General features: G+C 43.7%; 16 protein-coding genes. 3 read left to right on the top strand and 13 right to left on the bottom strand.

Translation table 11 applies throughout. The annotated features are described in order from the left end of the window. Positions 1 to 46: 46 nt before the first annotated feature. The 9 genes from R8G66_31245 to R8G66_31205 all read right to left on the bottom strand — a co-directional run bounded on the left by R8G66_31245 (position 47) and on the right by R8G66_31205 (position 11,548). Positions 47 to 1,072, bottom strand: coding sequence for a hypothetical protein (locus R8G66_31245; GenBank protein ID MDW3196894.1), 1,026 nt, complete (start codon positions 1,070 to 1,072; stop codon positions 47 to 49). Positions 1,073 to 1,134: 62 nt separating this feature from the next. Continuing rightward, a complete protein-coding gene (locus R8G66_31240) occupies positions 1,135 to 2,520 on the bottom strand; it encodes a hypothetical protein (protein MDW3196893.1) in 1,386 nt (461 codons plus the stop codon). Positions 2,521 to 2,636: 116 nt separating this feature from the next. Continuing rightward, positions 2,637 to 3,635 (bottom strand): alpha/beta fold hydrolase, encoded by a 999-nt coding sequence (locus R8G66_31235; GenBank protein ID MDW3196892.1) that lies wholly within the window; start codon positions 3,633 to 3,635, stop codon positions 2,637 to 2,639. 97 nt (positions 3,636 to 3,732) lie between these two features. Next, positions 3,733 to 4,257, bottom strand: coding sequence for a hypothetical protein (locus R8G66_31230; GenBank protein MDW3196891.1), 525 nt, complete (start codon positions 4,255 to 4,257; stop codon positions 3,733 to 3,735). Positions 4,258 to 4,483: 226 nt separating this feature from the next. After that, complete coding sequence (locus R8G66_31225; protein MDW3196890.1) at positions 4,484 to 4,915, bottom strand: DUF6624 domain-containing protein; 432 nt, start codon at positions 4,913 to 4,915, stop codon at positions 4,484 to 4,486. A gap of 134 nt (positions 4,916 to 5,049) precedes the next feature. Continuing rightward, on the bottom strand, positions 5,050 to 6,336 hold the full coding sequence (locus tag R8G66_31220; GenBank protein ID MDW3196889.1) for a PQQ-binding-like beta-propeller repeat protein: 1,287 nt from the start codon (positions 6,334 to 6,336) through the stop codon (positions 5,050 to 5,052). A gap of 322 nt (positions 6,337 to 6,658) precedes the next feature. Further along, complete coding sequence (locus R8G66_31215; GenBank protein ID MDW3196888.1) at positions 6,659 to 8,320, bottom strand: FAD-dependent oxidoreductase; 1,662 nt, start codon at positions 8,318 to 8,320, stop codon at positions 6,659 to 6,661. A gap of 6 nt (positions 8,321 to 8,326) precedes the next feature. Further along, the gene (locus tag R8G66_31210; GenBank protein MDW3196887.1) at positions 8,327 to 9,724 is read right to left on the bottom strand and encodes an ATP-binding protein; all 1,398 of its coding nucleotides are present in this window, start codon (positions 9,722 to 9,724) and stop codon (positions 8,327 to 8,329) included. A 297-nt stretch (positions 9,725 to 10,021) separates the two neighbouring features. Continuing rightward, positions 10,022 to 11,548, bottom strand: a complete 1,527-nt coding sequence (locus tag R8G66_31205) for a tachylectin-related carbohydrate-binding protein (protein ID MDW3196886.1) — start codon at positions 11,546 to 11,548, stop codon at positions 10,022 to 10,024. A 126-nt stretch (positions 11,549 to 11,674) separates the two neighbouring features. Here R8G66_31205 and R8G66_31200 point away from each other — a divergent pair, with 126 nt between their 5' ends. Then, a complete protein-coding gene (locus R8G66_31200; protein MDW3196885.1) occupies positions 11,675 to 12,325 on the top strand; it encodes a hypothetical protein in 651 nt (216 codons plus the stop codon). A gap of 144 nt (positions 12,326 to 12,469) precedes the next feature. On the opposite strand, the gene R8G66_31195 is transcribed toward R8G66_31200, so the two are convergent. Together R8G66_31195 and R8G66_31190 are read right to left on the bottom strand one after the other, a co-directional pair. Beyond that, positions 12,470 to 14,428, bottom strand: a complete 1,959-nt coding sequence (locus R8G66_31195; protein ID MDW3196884.1) for an OmpA family protein — start codon at positions 14,426 to 14,428, stop codon at positions 12,470 to 12,472. A 303-nt stretch (positions 14,429 to 14,731) separates the two neighbouring features. Next, complete coding sequence (locus R8G66_31190) at positions 14,732 to 15,892, bottom strand: hypothetical protein (GenBank protein ID MDW3196883.1); 1,161 nt, start codon at positions 15,890 to 15,892, stop codon at positions 14,732 to 14,734. 167 nt (positions 15,893 to 16,059) lie between these two features. Between R8G66_31190 and R8G66_31185 the strand changes: the two genes are divergently transcribed. Together R8G66_31185 and lgt are read left to right on the top strand one after the other, a co-directional pair. Continuing rightward, positions 16,060 to 16,548, top strand: a complete 489-nt coding sequence (locus R8G66_31185) for a PaaI family thioesterase (protein ID MDW3196882.1) — start codon at positions 16,060 to 16,062, stop codon at positions 16,546 to 16,548. Beyond that, the gene (gene lgt, locus R8G66_31180; GenBank protein ID MDW3196881.1) at positions 16,548 to 17,333 is read left to right on the top strand and encodes a prolipoprotein diacylglyceryl transferase; all 786 of its coding nucleotides are present in this window, start codon (positions 16,548 to 16,550) and stop codon (positions 17,331 to 17,333) included. Before R8G66_31185 ends, lgt begins: the two co-directional genes overlap by 1 nt. A gap of 207 nt (positions 17,334 to 17,540) precedes the next feature. On the opposite strand, the gene R8G66_31175 is transcribed toward lgt, so the two are convergent. After that, entirely contained in the window at positions 17,541 to 18,404 is an 864-nt protein-coding gene (locus R8G66_31175) for a diacylglycerol kinase family lipid kinase (GenBank protein ID MDW3196880.1), read from the bottom strand. A gap of 38 nt (positions 18,405 to 18,442) precedes the next feature. Continuing rightward, the gene (locus tag R8G66_31170; protein MDW3196879.1) at positions 18,443 to 19,393 is read right to left on the bottom strand and encodes a pyridoxal-phosphate dependent enzyme; all 951 of its coding nucleotides are present in this window, start codon (positions 19,391 to 19,393) and stop codon (positions 18,443 to 18,445) included. Positions 19,394 to 19,406 lie beyond the last annotated feature (13 nt).

Here is a 19,406-nt window from a genome sequence, read left to right as displayed (position 1 = left end):
ATTGCTTTACTTCTGAATTAACCTTTCATACAATGATTCAAATGACTCATTCCAGCTCTTCTAACTTGGAGACTATTTTTTCAAGGCTGGATTTTTTATACTTAAGCTTAATTCGTTGATTTCCCTCCTTTAATATTAGCTTCTTAGCCGCCAGATAGTAATTGGAACCCTCCTTAGCGATTCCAATGGCACTTACCTTTGAATTACGAGGGATGTTTATAAAAACGGCATCTTTACCCATGGTCTCCCAGGAACTCATGATTGCATGGAGATCATGAAAAACCAGATAATTCAATGTTTTTACCTTGCTATGTTTGTTAGCTTTCACTGCGATAAGATCTTTGGAACCAAGAAAATGATCACAATTAATCCAGTTCAATTTTGTTGAATGAATTTCATAAAAGAGCGGCTCACGGATAAATCCTGCAGAATCCATTTCCCATTCTGTTCTGAATAATTCTAGTGTATCATTACCAACGACCCCATAAGTCGCTGTTCCTGAAAGCACCGTATCCGCACCATAATCCAACCCTATGATCCATTCTATTTGTTGATTATATTTTATGGTATCGTCAATATTGTCTTCGTCTAGCTGCCAGTTCATGCCTGTAGAGTCTCTTTGTCCAAGATAGGTTCGCATAAAGGGGGCAGAAGCCGTGTTTTTGAATTGAATTTTGATGGAGGAACCCTTTTTTAAGTCCAGCATTTTGCCACGACTAGAAGCTTCGATTTTGATCATCCCGGAAGTTTTGAGCAGCTCCCCGTTGGAGGTAGTCGATAATCCATTAAGGATCATTTCCGAAAAAGTGTAAAATTCTTTCAACGTGACATTAACCGATGGACTTCCGAGTTCTCCACTATCTGAAACCAATGACTTGGCCGGAATAAATACACGTGTTCCTTTCGTTCCAATGATTGTGGTGTCTTTTTCTGGATTAATCTCAAATACCTGTGTTGGGTTTAAACGCTCTGAAAGTTCCGAAAACTCTGTTGAAATATCCTTGTTCTCTGTGGCATCGCTACAGGACACCATAAATAACAGCACCATAAAAAAGTAATAAAGGACCTTCATAATTGTCTTGTTTTTAAGTCATCTCAAATACTCCAACCGAAATTGCATTCTAGATATCAACGTCAATCAATGCTATTGTAGTAGTTCCAGGCCATTGTTGCATATTTCGATTGGTTGGCGGTTTCCTGAACTCGTCCAAAGCACTCCTTGGCTTTCACCTTATCGTCCTGGTCATAGTAGAATTTACCCTGAAAATATGCGCTGGCACTTTGGTAAAGGAAATTCTCAGACTCATCGAGTTTTTTCCATTGTACTAACGATTGTTCTTTTCTTCCGGACTTCCAAAGCGACCAGGCATGATTGTAGGCAACATTTTCAAGGTCTTCCTGATCACTAATTAATTCAGAATTCTCAATTTGCTCATAGGCTTCAATGGCATCGTCAAATATTTGATTGAACGTGAGGACTTCTGCGTAATTGAAGAAGGGGGCAAGTTTGTCCGGCGTTTTAGTCTTGAAGGCTTTATGAATCAAGATTTTCGACCCATCATCTATTGTCATTTCGTTGAGTTTTAAGTACGACTCAAAACTTTCGTCATAGGCATCACTTAACATAAAGTCGGCGACCTCTTTCCAACTTTGACTTTTAGCAATGGCCAGAAACTGCTTCATTTGAGGTTCCCACGATAGCCCTCTGGAATAATTAAGGAGTGCTTCGTAAAATAGTGATTCATCGATATTTGTGAACTTGGATTGTCTTTTCAAACAAGCCAATGCCTTTTCATTCTCTCCCATTAGGGCGTAGAAAAAGTAGGCATTGCCCAATGACATTTGATCAATGTTTTCATCTTTCAAGGCCACATCAATGTTCTCTTTGGCCAGTTCGATATCTCCATGGAAGAAATATTCGGCGGCGATATCGCTGTAAAGACCTGTTTCTTCCGGAAATAAGGTTGTGACAAATTTGTAGACCCTTATTGCCGCTTCAAAATCACCTCTATCTTTCAGGTTACGTGCATAGTCGCACATGGAGTAATGCAGTCGATCATCATTTTTGATATGCTGCTTTAAGGTTGGCAAATAATCAATGAGTTCATCGGTCATCATGGAAATAGAATAGATCTGGCAAATGCCAAAATGAATGTCTGTCCTGCTTAGGTCATGACTCACTGCTTTTTTCCAAAGGTTAGCCACTTTTGTTCCTGTTTCTTCTGATACCACCATCGGACCCCCGTCGCCCACGAAACCGATAGTGGTGTCATATATGGATTCATCGGTATTTGCTTCAACGATTATGGGTCTATCACAACATTCTTGATTTAGAACAACATTTCCCTTCATCATGATGGCATCAACTTCCTTGGAATTTTGTTTCAGATAGAATTCAACTCTTTCTTTTGCTTTATCGACTTCTCCGGATTGAAGTAATTGACCAATTTCATTGGCAATTGGCCCTTGCCCAAATAAGACAACAGGTAAAAGGAATAGCAGGAGTTTTAGAATTTTCATTGTCATGGTTATCATTTTGGTTCAAACAATAGGATCGCGGGAGCCAGCCAGTGCTTGTACCTTAAAAATAGCGTAGCCAGGCCACTTCTATATAATAGCCTCGATTGAAATACAGACTAGTATTCATTGAACCGATCAATAAAGGCTGTCAGTGAATGGATCAAATCTTTTCTGGATGCTTCCAAAAAGGCGGCATGATCTCCGCCGGATATGACGACCCAACTTTTGTCAAAAGTCTTTAATCTGGTGAATAGCTTAGCTTGCCTGTCTGTAGGGGCAATCGGATCTAAGGCACCTTGCAGCACAAGGACTGGCGTGCTAATGGAGGACGGGTTGATGTCATTAAATTGGTGGACATACCTCCAATCCACTTTTATTGGGTCATCAGCGAGTGCTGACTTTACATAGGCGTCTATCGCTACCTGACTGATACTACCCGGAGTAATGAAATCGCTGGCAGCAGCTTCAGCAGTGTTGACGATTTTCTGCAATTGCTCATCGGGATTCTCAGGGATTTGTGTATCCAGGTCTTGCCAATACCCAAATACGGTCAGGCTCGCTATGTCTTCAGGGCTTTTTTGAGCTGCTAGCAAGCTGGAGGTTGATCCCATCGAATAACCAAACAGGTGGACTTTTATTCCCTGGTTTTGGGAAGAAATCCAATTCAAAACATTGAGAATATCGCTAGCAGCTTTGTTGGGTGACAGCCATTCCGTGCTATCCCTTGGTGTTGCCCCATAACCACGCAGATCCAGTGCATAAGCAGTATAACCCTGCGCAACCATGCCATCCATCAAAGACAACTCTTCATCAGCTACTTGTAAATCAAAATTGGGTAAGCTACTCCAGGTCCTTCCATGAATGAAAAGGATCGCACCTTTGGTATTTTCAGCCTTTTTCTCCCAGACATTCATCAGGTGGCCATCTGAAAGCACGGTGTGTTGTTGCAATGAACTTTTCACATCGTTAGTTGCTCCATCTAATTCGTCGACACTATTATGGTCAGTCTGACACGCGAAAGATGAGAGGAGGAATATTATCCACAAACAATTGTACTTGAAGGGCTTTGCCATGAATTGCTTCGTACGGTGGATTCCTAAATTTTTATCAATCATTTCATTGCCATTTAGCTTTTTAGGACAGAACAATCACGCTAATCAGTCCTATACGTCGCCATTCCTAAATCAAACCATTTTTTTTCAATAAGCTTGCTCAACAGCAACAAAAGTAATTGAGCGTTTTACGTTGCTTTTTTGAATAGGCAATTTGGCATCCACCTTCTTCTCCAACGCGGTAATAGAAACCAATTGCGGTTTGATCGGATTTAATGTCCTTCCAGGCCTCTGGATCAGAATAATCTTCATCCCTTTCTTCATCAGCTGCAATGGCCGGATTTGAGAATTGGTCATCCACAAAGAATTCATCAACATGCTTTTTGATGTATTTCTCCATATTTTCAACTGTAGCTTCTTCTCCAATTAGTCCATATCCAACGAGGAATCTGGCCGGAAATTCCTCATGGTGTATCCTTCGTCCATCGTGGGTATTTATGGTAAAAATTGCGGTACCGTCGACGATTGATTGACCGATGATTGAAATTGAAAGTTCGTCTTCCAGTTCAGGATGTGAGAAAGGGCGTTGAATTAAATTTTCGTAAATAGGCTCCTGAATTGGTTGTTTCAAACCTGCGGATAGCCACGCAAAGAGCGATAGGAGATAAATCGAAGTATTTTTCATTGTCAGTCAATACTATTTTGTTCTAAGCCTCATGGTTTTGATTGAGAAAAAAGTAAAGCATGTTATTTCCAGTCTAATTTCTGCCAATCCTGGGTATTTCTGTATTTGTCAAATCCGAGTATAGGGAACTCATCTAAGTCACCAACTATATTGACCCCAAGTTTTCTTATGAAGGGTGATCAAAATGAAGGCCGATGAACAAATGAATAATTTCAAGTTGATAATCTCACAGCTTTTTCATTTTCCCTAATCCCACTTTTCTTCGTCTTTTGTTGACGTTCTTTACATCCTCAATAGGAAATGGTTCAAGCTTTCCGTCCACCATGTGTGATTGCGTACCATAGATCTGAGGTTTTCCATCCCGGACCAGGATGCGATCATTCATGGTTGCCATGTCAGATTTCTCAGACTCACCTTGTTTCACGGAGGCTTCCAAAAGGGGGAAATACGCTTTTCTTATGTCGTTCTCCGGTGCATGTTGGATTATCAGAAACAATGTGCGATTGGCAGCGGCTCCAATTTGGCTCTTACCTAGCCATCCATGAGTATCAATGACCTCTTTGATGAACACAAGAGCGGTGGAATCGAATCGCAGTATACGCGAATTCAGTGAGTCCATTTGAGATGACTCAGCACCAAATGCTCTTATGGTGGGCATCACCTTACCTCTCAATGCAAGACTTTCTAGCTCAAGTGTTTCAAGTTTCGCTCTTATCGACTCATGGTTTTGAGAGAGTGATAAGTGAGCTGATAGTAACCCAATAAGTAGAAGTAGAATTTTATCAGGACCACTCATTCTAACAATCGCAACTGCCCATTTCTTACCCTTTGTGGGTGATTCCCCACGGGTACTTCAGCGACTACTTTTCTGGTTGCATAATCAACCACTGAAACTTTGTCGAGCCCACTGATGGATACATAAGCTTTTGTTCCATCTTCACTTGACGTGGCCCAGTAAGGCTTGGCTTCTTTCGGATCATCAGAAAGCTCAATGATCTGGTATTCAAAAGTTTCCCTATCTATCAGGGCGATGTATCCGTCCATGGTACCAGCGACACAAATCGTTTTGTCATCTCCGCTTAGGGCAATACCATGATGTCCTGAGTTTAAGAGGTGGTCGCCGGGAGCTAAGTCTTTGTTAGCCTCCGGAATGGGCAGATCTAGTTTTCGGGTGATATTGTCATTTTCTATATCGTATTCGAAGAATCCATGGAACAATGAAATTTGTAAGTAGGCAAATTTTTCATCTTTGGTAATGGCCATCGGACGAATGGCCCGGTCGATCCATTCATAACCGGCCTCCTCAAGTTTTTCCTTCATATCTACTCGACGTATGACCTCATAGGATTCTGCATCCACAATCTGGAACCAACGATCCCCTTTCATGAAGTCCAGGTTGGGTGAGGCTACAAAGACTTTTCCAATACTAGCATGGTAAATTCTTTTACCATCGTCGGAGTAGGTATTTTCATGAGGTTGATCCCCGGAGGCAAACTCACCTACTATTTTACCGGTCGCAACATCAATGGCATGGACCTTTCGTGCCGTAGAAGCGGAGACCAAAAAGATTTTTCCGTCTGGTGAGATGGCCGAGTGGTCTGCTCTCAACCCATCTACCTGGGTTCGCCAAACAATTTCTCCTGAATTGACATCCAGCGCAACAACATCCGCGAAACTTGGCCTTGAAGCGTAGATGTACCTGCCGTCATTGGAGGTAAACATGTCGTCCACCAATTGATCATTGCCTTCGCCAATAAAATCCCTGATAAAACCTGCGGCAAGCCTCCTTTTGAAACCGGAATAAATTTCTTCAAACCGTTCTTCCCGGTCGGGTAAAGCACTTATTTTCTTAATGATTTGATAGGTATTTGGATCAAAAATGGTGATAACCCCATCCCAATTGTTACCGGTAACCACCACATCTCTCAAAGGGATACTGTCATGAACGATCGAGGCGTTTTTTTCCGGTTCAATAGGGAATGAAGGATAGCTTCTATCCGGTCGCTGACCCAGGTTATAAAGAAAGAAGGTTAACGATATGAACCCTACAAGGAGTAAACCTAAAATGATCTTTTTCATCTGCGTAAGTAAAGTAGTAATTCTTGAATACGGCCCAATGCCATTAAGCGAAGATTCGTCACTACGAAGAATTGAAGCAGTCTATTTCATATTTCTGTTTCGAAACCGTATTTGAGATTGCTTCGCAGGCCGGTGGCCGGTGCCATCGCAATGACGGTCCTATTCCTTGGCCTAATGGCATTGAAAATAGCCCGCACAAGTAATTTATGAAATTATCCTGGCGAAGTGCATGTGCTAATGTAGACTATCTGTAGCGTGCTATTGCACTAACCTAGCTTAAGTCTTTTCTACACAGACGTCCAGACCTTATAGGTTTAGCCAGTTAATGATTCGCTAAATACTCGTGCACAAACTTGATGGCCATCGATCCTTCTCCTACCGCACTGGCCACCCTGTTCATGGCACCAGATCGTACATCACCTGCCGCAAAGATCCCGGAAACACAGGTTTCCAACAGGAATGGCTCACGTTGATGTTTCCAGACGTCTTTGAAGTTGCCATACTTCCGTAAAGCAGGTCCTGTTTCCAGGAAACCTTTTTCGTCTTTAAGGACATCCATGGTCAGCCAGTCGGTTACTGGTTTCGCACCGATAAAGATGAAAAGCCCGGCGGCTTCAGCTTCCCATTCCTCAGCGGTCTGGTTGTTGCGCAATTTGATTTTCTCCAGTCTTTCTGTTCCGCAAACTTCCGTAAGTTCCGTATAGCCTTTGATGTGAATGTTCGGGGTTTCCCCAATCTGATCGATCAGGTAGGAAGACATGCTCGAACTCAAATCCGGCTTGCGAATGATAATATGCACATTGGAAGCAAACTTGGAAAGATACATGGCAGCCTGTCCGGCAGAATTCCCCCCACCTACGATGTAGACTTCTTTGTCTTTGATTGATCCGGCTTCTGTGGTGGCAGCGCCATAATACACACCTGCTCCCGTAAAGTTGTCAATGCTTTTTGCGGGATGCGTCCGATAATTCACTCCGGTAGTGATGATGACCGTCCGGGCATTGATCTGAGACCCATCTGCCAGGCTGATGCATTTGTAACTGTCTTTTGAAGAAATATCCTGTACTTCCTGTGGTGAAAGGAACTCGATACCAAAACGTGTCGCTTGCGTGATTGCTCTTCTGGACAATTCCGAGCCGCTCAGACCTTTTGGGAATCCCAGGTAGTTTTCTATTCGTGAACTTGTTCCTGCCTGTCCACCCGGCGCACGTTTTTCGATCAGTACCGTATTCAAACCTTCCGATCCTCCGTATACGGCAGCGGCCAACCCTGCTGGTCCTGCCCCAATGATGGCTACGTCGTACATGGTTTGTTTCGCATGGGAACTTAATCCGATCTTTTCCCCAATTTGCTGAAGCGTAGGATTGTTCAGAAAAGAGCCATCTTCAAAAATGATGATCGGCAACTCTGCCATGTCCAGGCCATACGTTTCGATCAATTCACCAACGCTTTGTTCCAATTCAATGTCCAGCCATCGGTAAGGGATTAGGTTTCCGGCGAGGAAATCTTTGATCGCATGTGATTTCGGCGACCATTGGTAGCCCAACACTTTGATGCCCGAAAATTCCGGCACGTATGCACTTTGCCATTCGTCGAGGAGGTCATTGAGTACCGGGAAAAGTTTTTCTTCAGGCGGATCCCAGGGCTTCATCAGGTAGTAGTCCAGCTGCACATCATTAATGGCCTTAATTGCAGCTTCGGTATCGGAATAAGCAGTAAGCAACACCCGTTTGGCATCAGGAAACAGGACTTTTGCCTGCTCCAAAAATTCCACACCCAGCATTTCGGGCATCCGCTGATCAGAAAGGAATAAAGCGACGGTTTCGCCTTTTTGCTTGAGTTCCTTCAGGGATTCCAGGGCCTCATTGGCCGATTGGGTCGAAAGGATTCGATATTCTTTACGATAAGCCCCACGTACATCGCGTTGTACTGCTTTTAGTACTGAAGGGTCATCGTCTAGTAGGAATATGATTGGTTTTTTCATTGTCAATTAAGAAGCTTTAACAGGAAAGCAAACCTGAAATACGGTATCGCCTGGTTTAGATTTAACTTTAATGGAGCCGTTGTGGTCATTGGTAATGATCCGATGTACCAGCTCAAGTCCGATGCCTGTCCCTTCCCCCACTTCTTTAGTAGTAAAGAAAGGGTCAAAAATTTTGTCGCGGATGTCCTCCGGGATGCCACTGCCCGAATCCTGAACATTAATATTTACAAACTCACCGTCACGCATGGTCTCGATCCGGAGCTGTCGCTTGTCTGCGGACTTCATCGCGTCGATGGCGTTATCAATTAAGTTGGTCCAAACCTGGTTCAGCGCACTCGGCAAAGCATCCACATTGGCTAGTGTTGCATCATAGTCTTTGATCAACTCAATATTTGATTTTTTTAATTTATGATTGAGCATGACCAGTGTATTGTCCAGCCCTTCGTGAATATCGATGGGTTTCATCTCGGGGGACTGGTCCATGTGGGTATAGCTCTTGATGCTTTTCACCAACTCCCCGATTCTGGAGGAGGCATCTTCTATTTCACTCACGAGTTTTTCGGTAGTCAATACCTGATTCATCCAATTGACCGAAGGACCAATGTGCTCGTCGGGGATGCCTTCATAGGCTTCATCTAATTCATCTTCCGTAAAACCAAAGTCCACCATATTATCGGCGATATCTTCGGAGTTTTCGACTTCCCGGTCGTCCAGCCAGTCGAGCAGCTCGTCTTCCTTCTCGGATCGGTCCATCATGGACAGAGAAACGATACCTGAATGGATTTTGGAAAACAATAGATTGGTGACACCATCGACTTGATCATCACTCAGTTTGATTTGCAAGACCTTTTTGAACTTCTCAGGGGTGCTTGCCTGAAGTTCTTTCATGAATTGTGCACTGCGTACCACAGCCGCAGCGGGATTATTCAGCTCATGGGCTAAACCAGCGGACAGCTTACCAAGTGACATCAGCTTTTCATTTTGCTGCTGCACCTTTGTGAATTCCCGGATCCGGGTACTCATGGTATGAACAAGTGCGGTAGTAAGCTCTTCATGCTCTACTATCATTTCCCGGAAGTGCTTTCTATGCAAGGCTAATACTTCCCCTTGTCGGGTGGTTTCGCCATAACCCCTCACTTCTTTGGCTCGAGAATAGGGCAATAAGCCCGTGATTAGCGGTCCTTCCAGATTGGCCACTACCTTAAATTGATTGTTCTGGAGGACTTTCATCACATATTTCCCGGTAAGAATGACGAACATGTGATCAAAAGGATCTCCCGGCTGAAAGATGAAATCACCCTCTTTCAGGGTTTTCGCCTCAGCATTTTTGACCAACCAATCCAGCTGGTGTTGAGGAATATCCTGAAACTCCTCGATCTCTCTGATTTTAGCGATAATGTCCATTAGGAAGAATATTTACGTTTGGACTCGATTTACCCTTTTACTAAGATCAACCTTATCCCACAAAAGGGATCGGAACAGAAAACCTGAAACTAATTAACTCAGAAGTCCATCTTCAGTAAAGCTGCGGTATTTGAAATAGTAAGTCCAATTCAAAGGTAATCGTTCAATGATGGATAAAGAAGTGTAGCAAGCAGTCTTAGACCTTGGACATGAATTTCTCAGAGCAGACGTCTTTGGCCACCAGATATTTTAAATCTTTAAATGGGTAGCCGGGTTTGGTTTTGACTTTAGTTCAGGTCAATTAAAAGCCAATCGATGCAAATCACCATTTGATTTGATGCCGTAAACCACATTGTCCTTTCCTCCGAATACATGCGTAAAATTGTCCCAATCGGTACTTACCAGTAAACCATAGCCATTATTAAGAAAATTGTCACCAAATCCAATATTCATGTACCAATAAAGGTCGCCATTGGACAAAGCGTTGAAGATGATCCCATTCTCACCGAGCAGCAAATATTTGGAAGCCCCCCACCCGGTACCGATTTTGTCTCCGGACCCTTGATGAAAACTAGCGTTACCGTTATCGTCATGACGATAGATCAATAATTCGCCACTTGTATTGGAGGCATAAATCATTCCGTTACTCGTTCCGTCGACCTGTTTGAAATGCTGCCATCCAGATCCGATTTTACTTCTTCCCTGCCAGGTGGAGGCCAGTACATTGGTGTGTTTGTACCAGTACAAATCACCATTCGGCTCAATTCCATAAACGGTGCCATTTACTCCAGTAAATACTTTGGTGTAGACGTTCCATCCGGACCCTACAACCTGACCACCTGCCCATGATTTTGAAGCAGGTTTATACTGATAGCTGTACAAATCGCCGTTTGTTTTTATCCCGTAAACGGTTTGGTTATTGCTGGCAAAGACCTTTTCAAAATCACCCCAACCGGTACCGATTTTTTCTGTAGAAGCACTCATGCCGGGAGCTGCGGGCACTTGCTGACTTTTGCCTTCTTTTTTAGCCAAAGCTTCATTAAGAGAACCAGTGGCATCCAAAGTCTTGATGATCAATAAGAGCTTGTTCGTTATTTTTTGGGCCCGTGTCGTCGGATTTTCATTTTTTGCTATACTGATAATCGTTTCTACAGCGATCTCACCGTATTGCTCACAATTACTCCCGCTGTACAGTTGTTTTAGTCCTTTGGTGGTTAAGGTAATGCCGGATTGAGCAATCATCTTGTCTTTGGTTTCAAGGACATACAACAAGCTATTCGCAAAATCTTCATAAACCAGAGAGGCCATGGCACCAGCGGGTCCACTACTTCCAGAATTTGCGAGGGCACCCTCGATTCGTTGCATCAGTGCCACATTTCCCTCAAAGATTTCCGGAAGCTTACAAACGAACCCCTGTACGGCCTTCGTAATGCAGGTTTTGCAAGTAGCAGCACTTACGATGCCATCGTTATAATTGTCTAGTGGCGTATTGATATTGTTGATTTGGCTGAGTACCGGAGACATATAATTGTCACATTTCAAATCCGAAATAGATTGAAGTTGTGCGACAGCATTTTCAAGGTCCTGCACCATTTGGTCAGCGACTCCTCGCATCGTGCCTTCAGTGCTCTGTACGAATTGTGTAAATGACTGCCCGGTGCTATTACTCCAGTTTGCGAACTCTTTTTCATAGGAGCTCAGGGTATTACTCGCGGTGTTGTATCCTTTTTGGGCTTCATTGAGAATTTCTGAGAGCGTCACCTGAGCTGTGGCCTGAATACCAGATAAAATCAGGAATCCGGCGATTATATGTTTAAATTTCATGCATGTAAGATTTATCATACAAAAGACCGTATGTCACACAAACATCGATTGACATTGGTGTCAATGACCATAATATTGGCGTCAATTGCGTAATTAGCGTATCGATGTTGACGATAATGAACGTATATGGCTGCAATTTATAAGTTTTCAGGAGTCGCTGATCTTCAGGAATTCTATGGTGACCTGTTGATTGATTATGCTTCGCACTCTGTTAATAATCACCTTAGCCTGTTAGCAGAGCGATTATTTGAAGGATATAACGACAGCAACCTTGTTGTGATTCGAGAAATCAACAATTATCATCCGGATTGGCTCGGAAAAGGAGCGGACCAAATTTTAGGAGCACAGCTTCAGCTATCAGATATTCAGTTGTGTATCGCCAGTGAATATGGATTTAAGACATGGCAAGCTGTGATGGACGTTGATCAACCTTATGATGAGTATTTTGAAACAGCGCTGAATGCGCTGTTGGAAGGTGAGGTGCAAAGCTTGAAAGTACTTTTAAACGCTCATCCGAATTTGGTAAACCAAAAAAGTAATTACGGTCATGGAGCCACACTTCTTCATTATACCGGAAGCAATGGTGTGGAGATGTGGCGCCAACAAGTACCGATGAACCTGGCAGAAGTCACCAAAACACTACTGGAGGCCGGTGCAGATAAATCAGCGACGATGCAAGTTTATAGTGGCGAATTCACAACACTCCAACTCATAACCACGAGTGCCCATCCTTATGAAGCCGGAATCGCTGATGATGTAGTGGCTTTATTGCAATAGAGAATAATAAAAACCAGCAGGGCATGCGAAAGCTCTGCTTTGTCGACGGTTCGCCGCCCGGTTATCCGTGTTTAAGTTTTGGAACAAAAAACCCCGCCAGAGCTTTTGACAGGGTTTTCGATTATTTGTCTAAACGGATCGAACCTATTCGATCACACGCACTTCTATTCTTCTGTTGAGTTCCCGTCCATCTTCTTCATCATCATTGGAGGCCAGTGGCTCGGAATCTGCGTAACCCCGGGTTACCACGCGGGTAGGATCAATGCCTTGAAGGACCAATTGGTTTTTCACAGTTTCTGCACGCATCAAGGAAGTTTCGTTACGATTTCCGCGCGTTTCCCGGTTATCTGTGTGTCCGCCGATTTCCAGTTTGATCTCCGGATAGTCGGTCAATACATTAACCACCTGATCGATGATCGGAGCTGCTTCAAGGTTGATGGCTGCAGAGCCGGATTGGAAATAAATATTCCGGAGGACTGCTTTTTGGCCTACCCTGAATTTAGACCCTAGCATGCTTAGGCTTTCACTTTGCTCTTCGGATCCTCCTTCATACAATGCTACAAAATCCGTCTGTTCCGTTTTAACCGCTTCAACCAATTTCAGATCATTGATAAGCAATTTCTTATGTCCGGTGATGGTGGTACTGAATCTATCTTCATGTACCAAGGTCAGGTCATCAAAAACTTCGACTCGATAAGCTTCATTTGAGAACAATTGAAGCTGGTAATAGCCATTTTCATCTGTCATGGTGCTGAATGATTCATCCAGGTATTTTTCAGGATGATAATTGATGATCGCATTGGCCATAGGCAGGCCCTTTTCATCAACGATAGTACCTTCCAGTCTGGCCTGACCTTCTTTGTGGAAATAGTAAATGTCATAATCGCCAAGACTATGTAGTCGGTTGGAGCTCAAAAATCCGGAAAGGTTGTCTTCCTGCAACTGATAGTTAATTTCATCATCGATGGTATTGATCGGAAAACCCAGGTTGACAGGCTCTGACCAGGTTTTTGTTACTGAATTGTATTGCGACTGAAAGACATCAAAGCCACCCATGGATTCAGGGCGATTCGAGCTGAAATAAAGCGTTTGCCCATCATGAGAAATGAAAGGGCTATCTTCATCGAAACGGCTATTTACTTTTCCTGCGATGGGCTTTGGCGAAGACCAGGTGCCATCGACCTTAAGCACGGACTCATAAATATCAAGGCCATTGCCACCTCTTTTCGACGCGAAAAGGATCTGGTTTTCCTCGTCATTGATGAAGAAATCGGATTCCAGGCGCGTGGTGGTGATCTTAGAATCAAATTCCTCAGGGATTGTCCATCCAAATTCCTTGGGACTGCTGAAAAACAGGTCTCCTCCATTTTGGTTCTTATAAATGAACAATTTACCATCTTCATTCACTACTTCCACTTTAGGAGCATTGTTCGGCAGGACACCAATATTGCGAAGTACTTCGGGGGTGGACCAGCCGTTGCTGCTTTTTTTCAGGGTATGGAATACCAGGAAGTCATTCGGGGACTTTTTCCAATCGGAAGTAGGTCTGGAGGAGGTAAACACCAATTCATTGTGATCATTGAAATAACCAGGCGAGAGATCAGCATGCTTTGAATTGATTGGATAATCCAGCTGCTCCAATTCGAATTCCGAAGGATTGTCGTAGTAATCTTTGGCACGTGCAATGATGTCCTTAAAATCCAGCGTTTCCTTGATGATCTCTTTACTTCTATAAGTGTCCAATTCAAGAAATGCATCGAAATGGCGTTCCGCCAGCTCAAATTCGTATCGCATCAGATGCACACGCCCCATCCAATAATTATAAAACTTATCCGTATGTCCTTGTGTGTCTTCAAATGCCAAAAGATCTTTCAAGTCTTTGCCACGAAGGGATGACAAGTGTTTGGCGATCAGTTGGTGGTATTTTGCCCGGCTATGGTCTGGCTTTTTGTCAAGAACTTCATCGTATTTGGCAATGGCAGCTTCAAATTGTTCTCGATATAACGTCATGTCTGCCTCTTCCATGAGTTTTTTCACAGATTGAGCGTAAGCAGGAAAAAGAACAATGAGCGTAAGTAAGGTGCTGAAAATTTTGGTTCTCATAATCAGAGTGATTTTACTGTCTAAGCATCAACTGAAACGAAAACGGCATAGGTTATCTATCACATTATTTTCATAATGAATACAGATACAACGCAATCCTGCGAGTAGGGAGTGCAGCAGTATAATTAATCGGAATTGACGGATTTATCTTCAATGGCCGTCGATATGATTTCCGTAACTAGTTGATGCCTCGAAGGAAAGCCTCAACCAGTTAAATTACCAATAAAGGGCTGTGAAATAGGATTTTTTGCCAGTGAACTTGGACAAATAGAGCATTTATCCACATCGCTTATCAGCGTTTTCCTATTTTGTTTTTAATAAAAAGTACGACACCTGAAGGCCTAAATGACTACTTTCATTGATGATCAGTGACTCGCCGTTGGTAGCCAGCTCGAAAAAAGCACCAACTTTAAGGTTGTCCCACTGATAGCCAATACCGGGTAAGATTGCTAAAGTTGTTTGTGAGTCCGAAATGCTACCGTCGGCGGTAGACAGCAAGCCATTCAAATCCTGTTGTCGAATAAAATCAGAATCGTACTTACCAAATGCCATGCCCACACCCAGTTCTACAAAGAAGGAACGGTACGATTGATTGAATCGGTATTGTATTGAGCCGTAGATCACGTCCTGGGTCCATGATTCCTCCACATCAGTTTCAAAGAGCAACATATCGATGGAACCGGGGAATTCGTAATTGTCTTTAAAGGATCTTCTAAGGTATTTCAGGTTGAAGTTAAACCCGTTTTCTAACGGAGGTCTGATCTGAAATTCCAGGCCGAAGACAGGCATGAAATACACCGCTCTTTCTACTACCCCGAGAGCACCAAGTGGCGCCTCAATGAACGCATTGTTAATGGACGCATCAATAGTGCTTGCACCGATCACTGGCGCTAATGCCAGCTGTAATTTTCTTCGGCTATTGGACTTTTTCACACGTTGATAACCCATGCACTCATTGTATTTATTGATCAGGTAGGTCAATTCATTCGTGCTCAGTTCTTCCATGTTTTGAATGCTGGACTGGATCGCGTCACATGCTCTCAACAAATAAGACAATTGTCCTTTGTATTGCGCGGTAAGTTCAGTCAGGGGTTGTTCATCGGACTCCAGAAAATAGGTAAAGGAGAATTGGCGATTGTTTTCGGGTTGGCGATAAAGTCGCATTGGGCCGATAAGGACTTCCTGATAGAAGCCAATGATAGGAGGATTACCATCTACCTTTGAGGCAAGTGGTTTTCTTACATAAATGAGGTCTTTCGTATCGTCGTAAAAAGCGATGACTTCATTGGCCCTGTAGGCCTTACCATCCAAAGCCACTGAATATCCACTGTAAGGATCAGAGATGTGCAGTGATCCTCTTAGCGTATCCTGATTTTGCAATACGATGTACCCGTCCGTGGATTGTGCCTGTATCCGGAATAGGCAGAAGCAAATCATAAATACGGAAATAGCTGTTCTCATCATTTCATAGGGGCCGATTAAGGTCGCGAATTTAGCTTATTGAACAAAGCTTTTAGGATAGACCCTCATAGAATTGAGGATTTGGCTGACAGTTGGCTTTGTTAAATGATCAAATGCATTCGTTTTTCACCTTAGATCAATAACTTGGCGCGAAGAACAAACATTCGTCAATGAGCGCAACACCTGATTACTTTCAAGATCACATGCCGGAAAATGTATGTTTCGGATGTGGCAACGCCAATCACGAGGGCTTGCAGATCAAAAGTTATTGGGAAGGAGAAGTCTCCATTTGCCAGTGGATGCCAGAAGAAAAGTACCATGGATGGGCCAATTTGCTCAATGGTGGGATCATGGCGACACTGGTAGACTGCCATTGCATGGGTACGGCCATGGCGTATGCTTATCAGGCGGAGAACCGAGATCTTGATTCAGAGCCAGTCTATAGATATGCCACCGGGAGTCTGGAACTCAAATATTTGAAGCCGACTTCTAATTTACATCCTGTTGAATTGCGTGCCGAAGTGGTAGAAGCCAAAGGACGCAAAGTCGTATTGACCTGCCAGATCCTGAGTCAGGGAGTCGTGACAGCAGAGGCCAAAGCCGTAGCCATTCGTGTGTTTGATAGTAGCCAACCTGCAGAAAATAACCCATTTGTCTGATGTTTCCGGAATTAATTACCATTGGTGGGATCACCATCCATTCTTACGGTTTCATGATCATGCTCGGAGCGATCATGGGGTATACGTACATGAGTAACGATGCTAGGAAAAGCCTGAATATTAGCCCTGATAAGATCCAAACTTTGGCCATTCTCATCATTCTGGGGGCATTTGTAGGAGGAAAAGTTTTGTTCTATCTGGAAGATCCGGGCTACTACTTCAGTCCGCCATCCAACATGTTGAAGAATTTCCGTACAGGATTTGTGTTTTACGGTTCCTTACTGTTTGCACTGCCTTTGTCCATTTGGTTTTTCATGAAAGAAAAATGGCCAGTTTGGGCGATGTTGGACCGATTGGCCATTACTGCGACCATCATTCATGCGTTTGGTCGGATGGGCTGTTTTTTAGCCGGATGTTGTTACGGCTTGCCTACAGAGGCTTTTCATGCAGTGACATTTACACACGAACATTCCAAAGCGAAGCCACTGGGTGAACCATTGCATCCTACGCAATTATATTCTGTATTCCTGATCTCCTCCATTTTTGTGGTGTTATATATGTTCAAGAGGCACAAGCGTTTTGAAGGCCAGCTTTTCTTCCTCTACATCATGTTATATGCAGCCGGAAGAGCAGTCATTGAAATATTCCGTGGAGATATTCGTAGAGGATTTGTGATCGAAGGCTGGTTGTCGCATTCGCAGTTCATTTCAATTCTGTTGATTGCTGGTGCCGCCTGGGTGTATTTCTACTTATCCAAGCGACCAAAGACGAGTAAGCCGAGGTAAGGAGAAGGTTATTTAACCCAACCAGATTCCGTTATGATTGTAAATGGAGTGTCTTAAGCACAGGAAAGGCTTGAATAATCCACGGAATGACGGATAGTAGAACTTATCTTGTTACAATTAACACGTCATGCCACGGATCACACTAGGGTTTTCTGACCTTTCCAATTTTCCATGTGATCATAGTGGCATCTCTCCAAGCATTTGATGCTACTTCCTTACCCGCACCTTCAGCGCCTTGGGCAACAAACTGATGGAGAAAGGAGGCTTGCCCAGATATTCGCCATCGATATGCCCTTCAAGTAGGGGGTTTTCTTTGATCTCCAGGGTTTTTGTTTGAATCACCTCAATTTCTTTGAGTTTTAGATGCGTGCCGTTACTTAGTCTGGGGACATTCAGGAACCTTCTGGCCGCACTGATGGCCCCAATCAGGCAAACGTCCAATAATCCATCATCCAGTTTGGCGTCCGGCGTAAGTTTAAAACCACCACCAAAAGTGGTTCCGTTGCCAATGGTCATCAGAATAAGGTCTTTTTGATGAGGATTATTATCGAGAGAAAACTCAAAAGTCCTTTCCTGATAAGAAGCGAGGATCCTCAACACATGATAATAATAGGCCGCGTGTCCAGTCAGCCAGGTTTTGCGATGCAACATGTCTCGTACGATTTGCCCGTCGAAACCCAGACCTACGCCATTCAGGAATTTTCTCCTGTTGCAAAGACCCAGATCAATATCAATGAGTTGACCATTCAGCGCAGTATCGAGTTGCTCGTCAATATTATTCCCTAATTCAATGTTTTTGATGAAGTCATTGCCTGTACCACTAGATAATATAGATAGCGCAGGGGTATGAGAGCCCATACCATTTACTGCTTCATTTACCGTGCCATCTCCACCAACAACGAGCAGGTCCGTATGGTCATCGGTTAGATGCTGTTCTGTTACCTTTTGCGCATTTTGATCAAGTGTTGTTTCTACCAATTGACAATCGAGTCCTTTTTTCTGAAGGAAATCTAAAGCCTTTTTGGCAACATCAACCGCACGGTTATTGCCCGCTTTCGGATTGGCGATGATCAGTATTTTTCTCGAATTTTCCAGACGTTAGAAATAAATCAGAAAGGTAAGTTACCCAAGTCGACATTGCCTCCGGTCAGGATGATCCCGATTTTTTTACCAGCAAAAACGTCTTTGTGTTTTAAAACGGCGGCTAATGGAACCGCACACGAAGGCTCGATGATGATCTTCATCCGCTCCCATACCAGCCGCATGGCTGAAATGATCTCCTTTTCAGATACCGTAAATATGTCTTTGACGTGGCTTTGAATGATCTGAAAATTCAATTCGCCCAAGGAAGTTTTCAGCCCATCTGCAATGGTGGGTTTATTGGTGGCAGGCACCAGTTTGCCCGTTTTGAAAGACTGGTAAGCATCATTGACTTCCTCTGGTTCTGCAAGGATCACTTGCGTAGTTGGAGTCAGGTACTGCACAGACAAGGCAGTGCCCGCAGCTAGACCACCCCCGCCAACAGGAGTCATCATGATATCAACATCCTGGCCCTCTTCAATAAATTCTTTCGCGGCAGTAGCCTGTCCTGCAATGATGGCTGGATCATCGAATGGGTGGATGAATTTTGCCCCGGTTTTTTCAATTACCGCCTTACAGGTGTCTTCGCGGGCTTTTTCATTGGGCTCACAAAAGACGATTTCTGCGCCGTATCCTTTCACAGCACTGACCTTCACTTTGGGAGCATTATTGGGCATCACCACATAAGCTTTGCTACCCGCCAGCTGTGCTGCTAATGCAACAGCCTGCGCATGATTTCCCGAGGAGTGTGTCGCAAAACCTGTTTCTCGCTCTTCAGGTCTGTAAGAGAAGATCGCGTTGCTGGCTCCACGCATTTTGAAGGCGCCTACTTTCTGGAAATTTTCACATTTAAAAGCAATGCTTGATCCGGTGATGTCATCAATAGAGTGTGAAGTAAGGATTGGTGTATTGAGGATGTACTGCCCGATACGTTGATGCGCCTGGCGGATGTCACTTAAAGTTGGATTTTTTGGAGCCATTTGATAAATTGAG

The organism is Cytophagales bacterium (assembly GCA_033344775.1).
Classification (GTDB): Bacteria; Bacteroidota; Bacteroidia; order Cytophagales; family Cyclobacteriaceae; genus JAWPMT01.
This window is presented reverse-complemented; position numbering and strand designations above follow the sequence as displayed.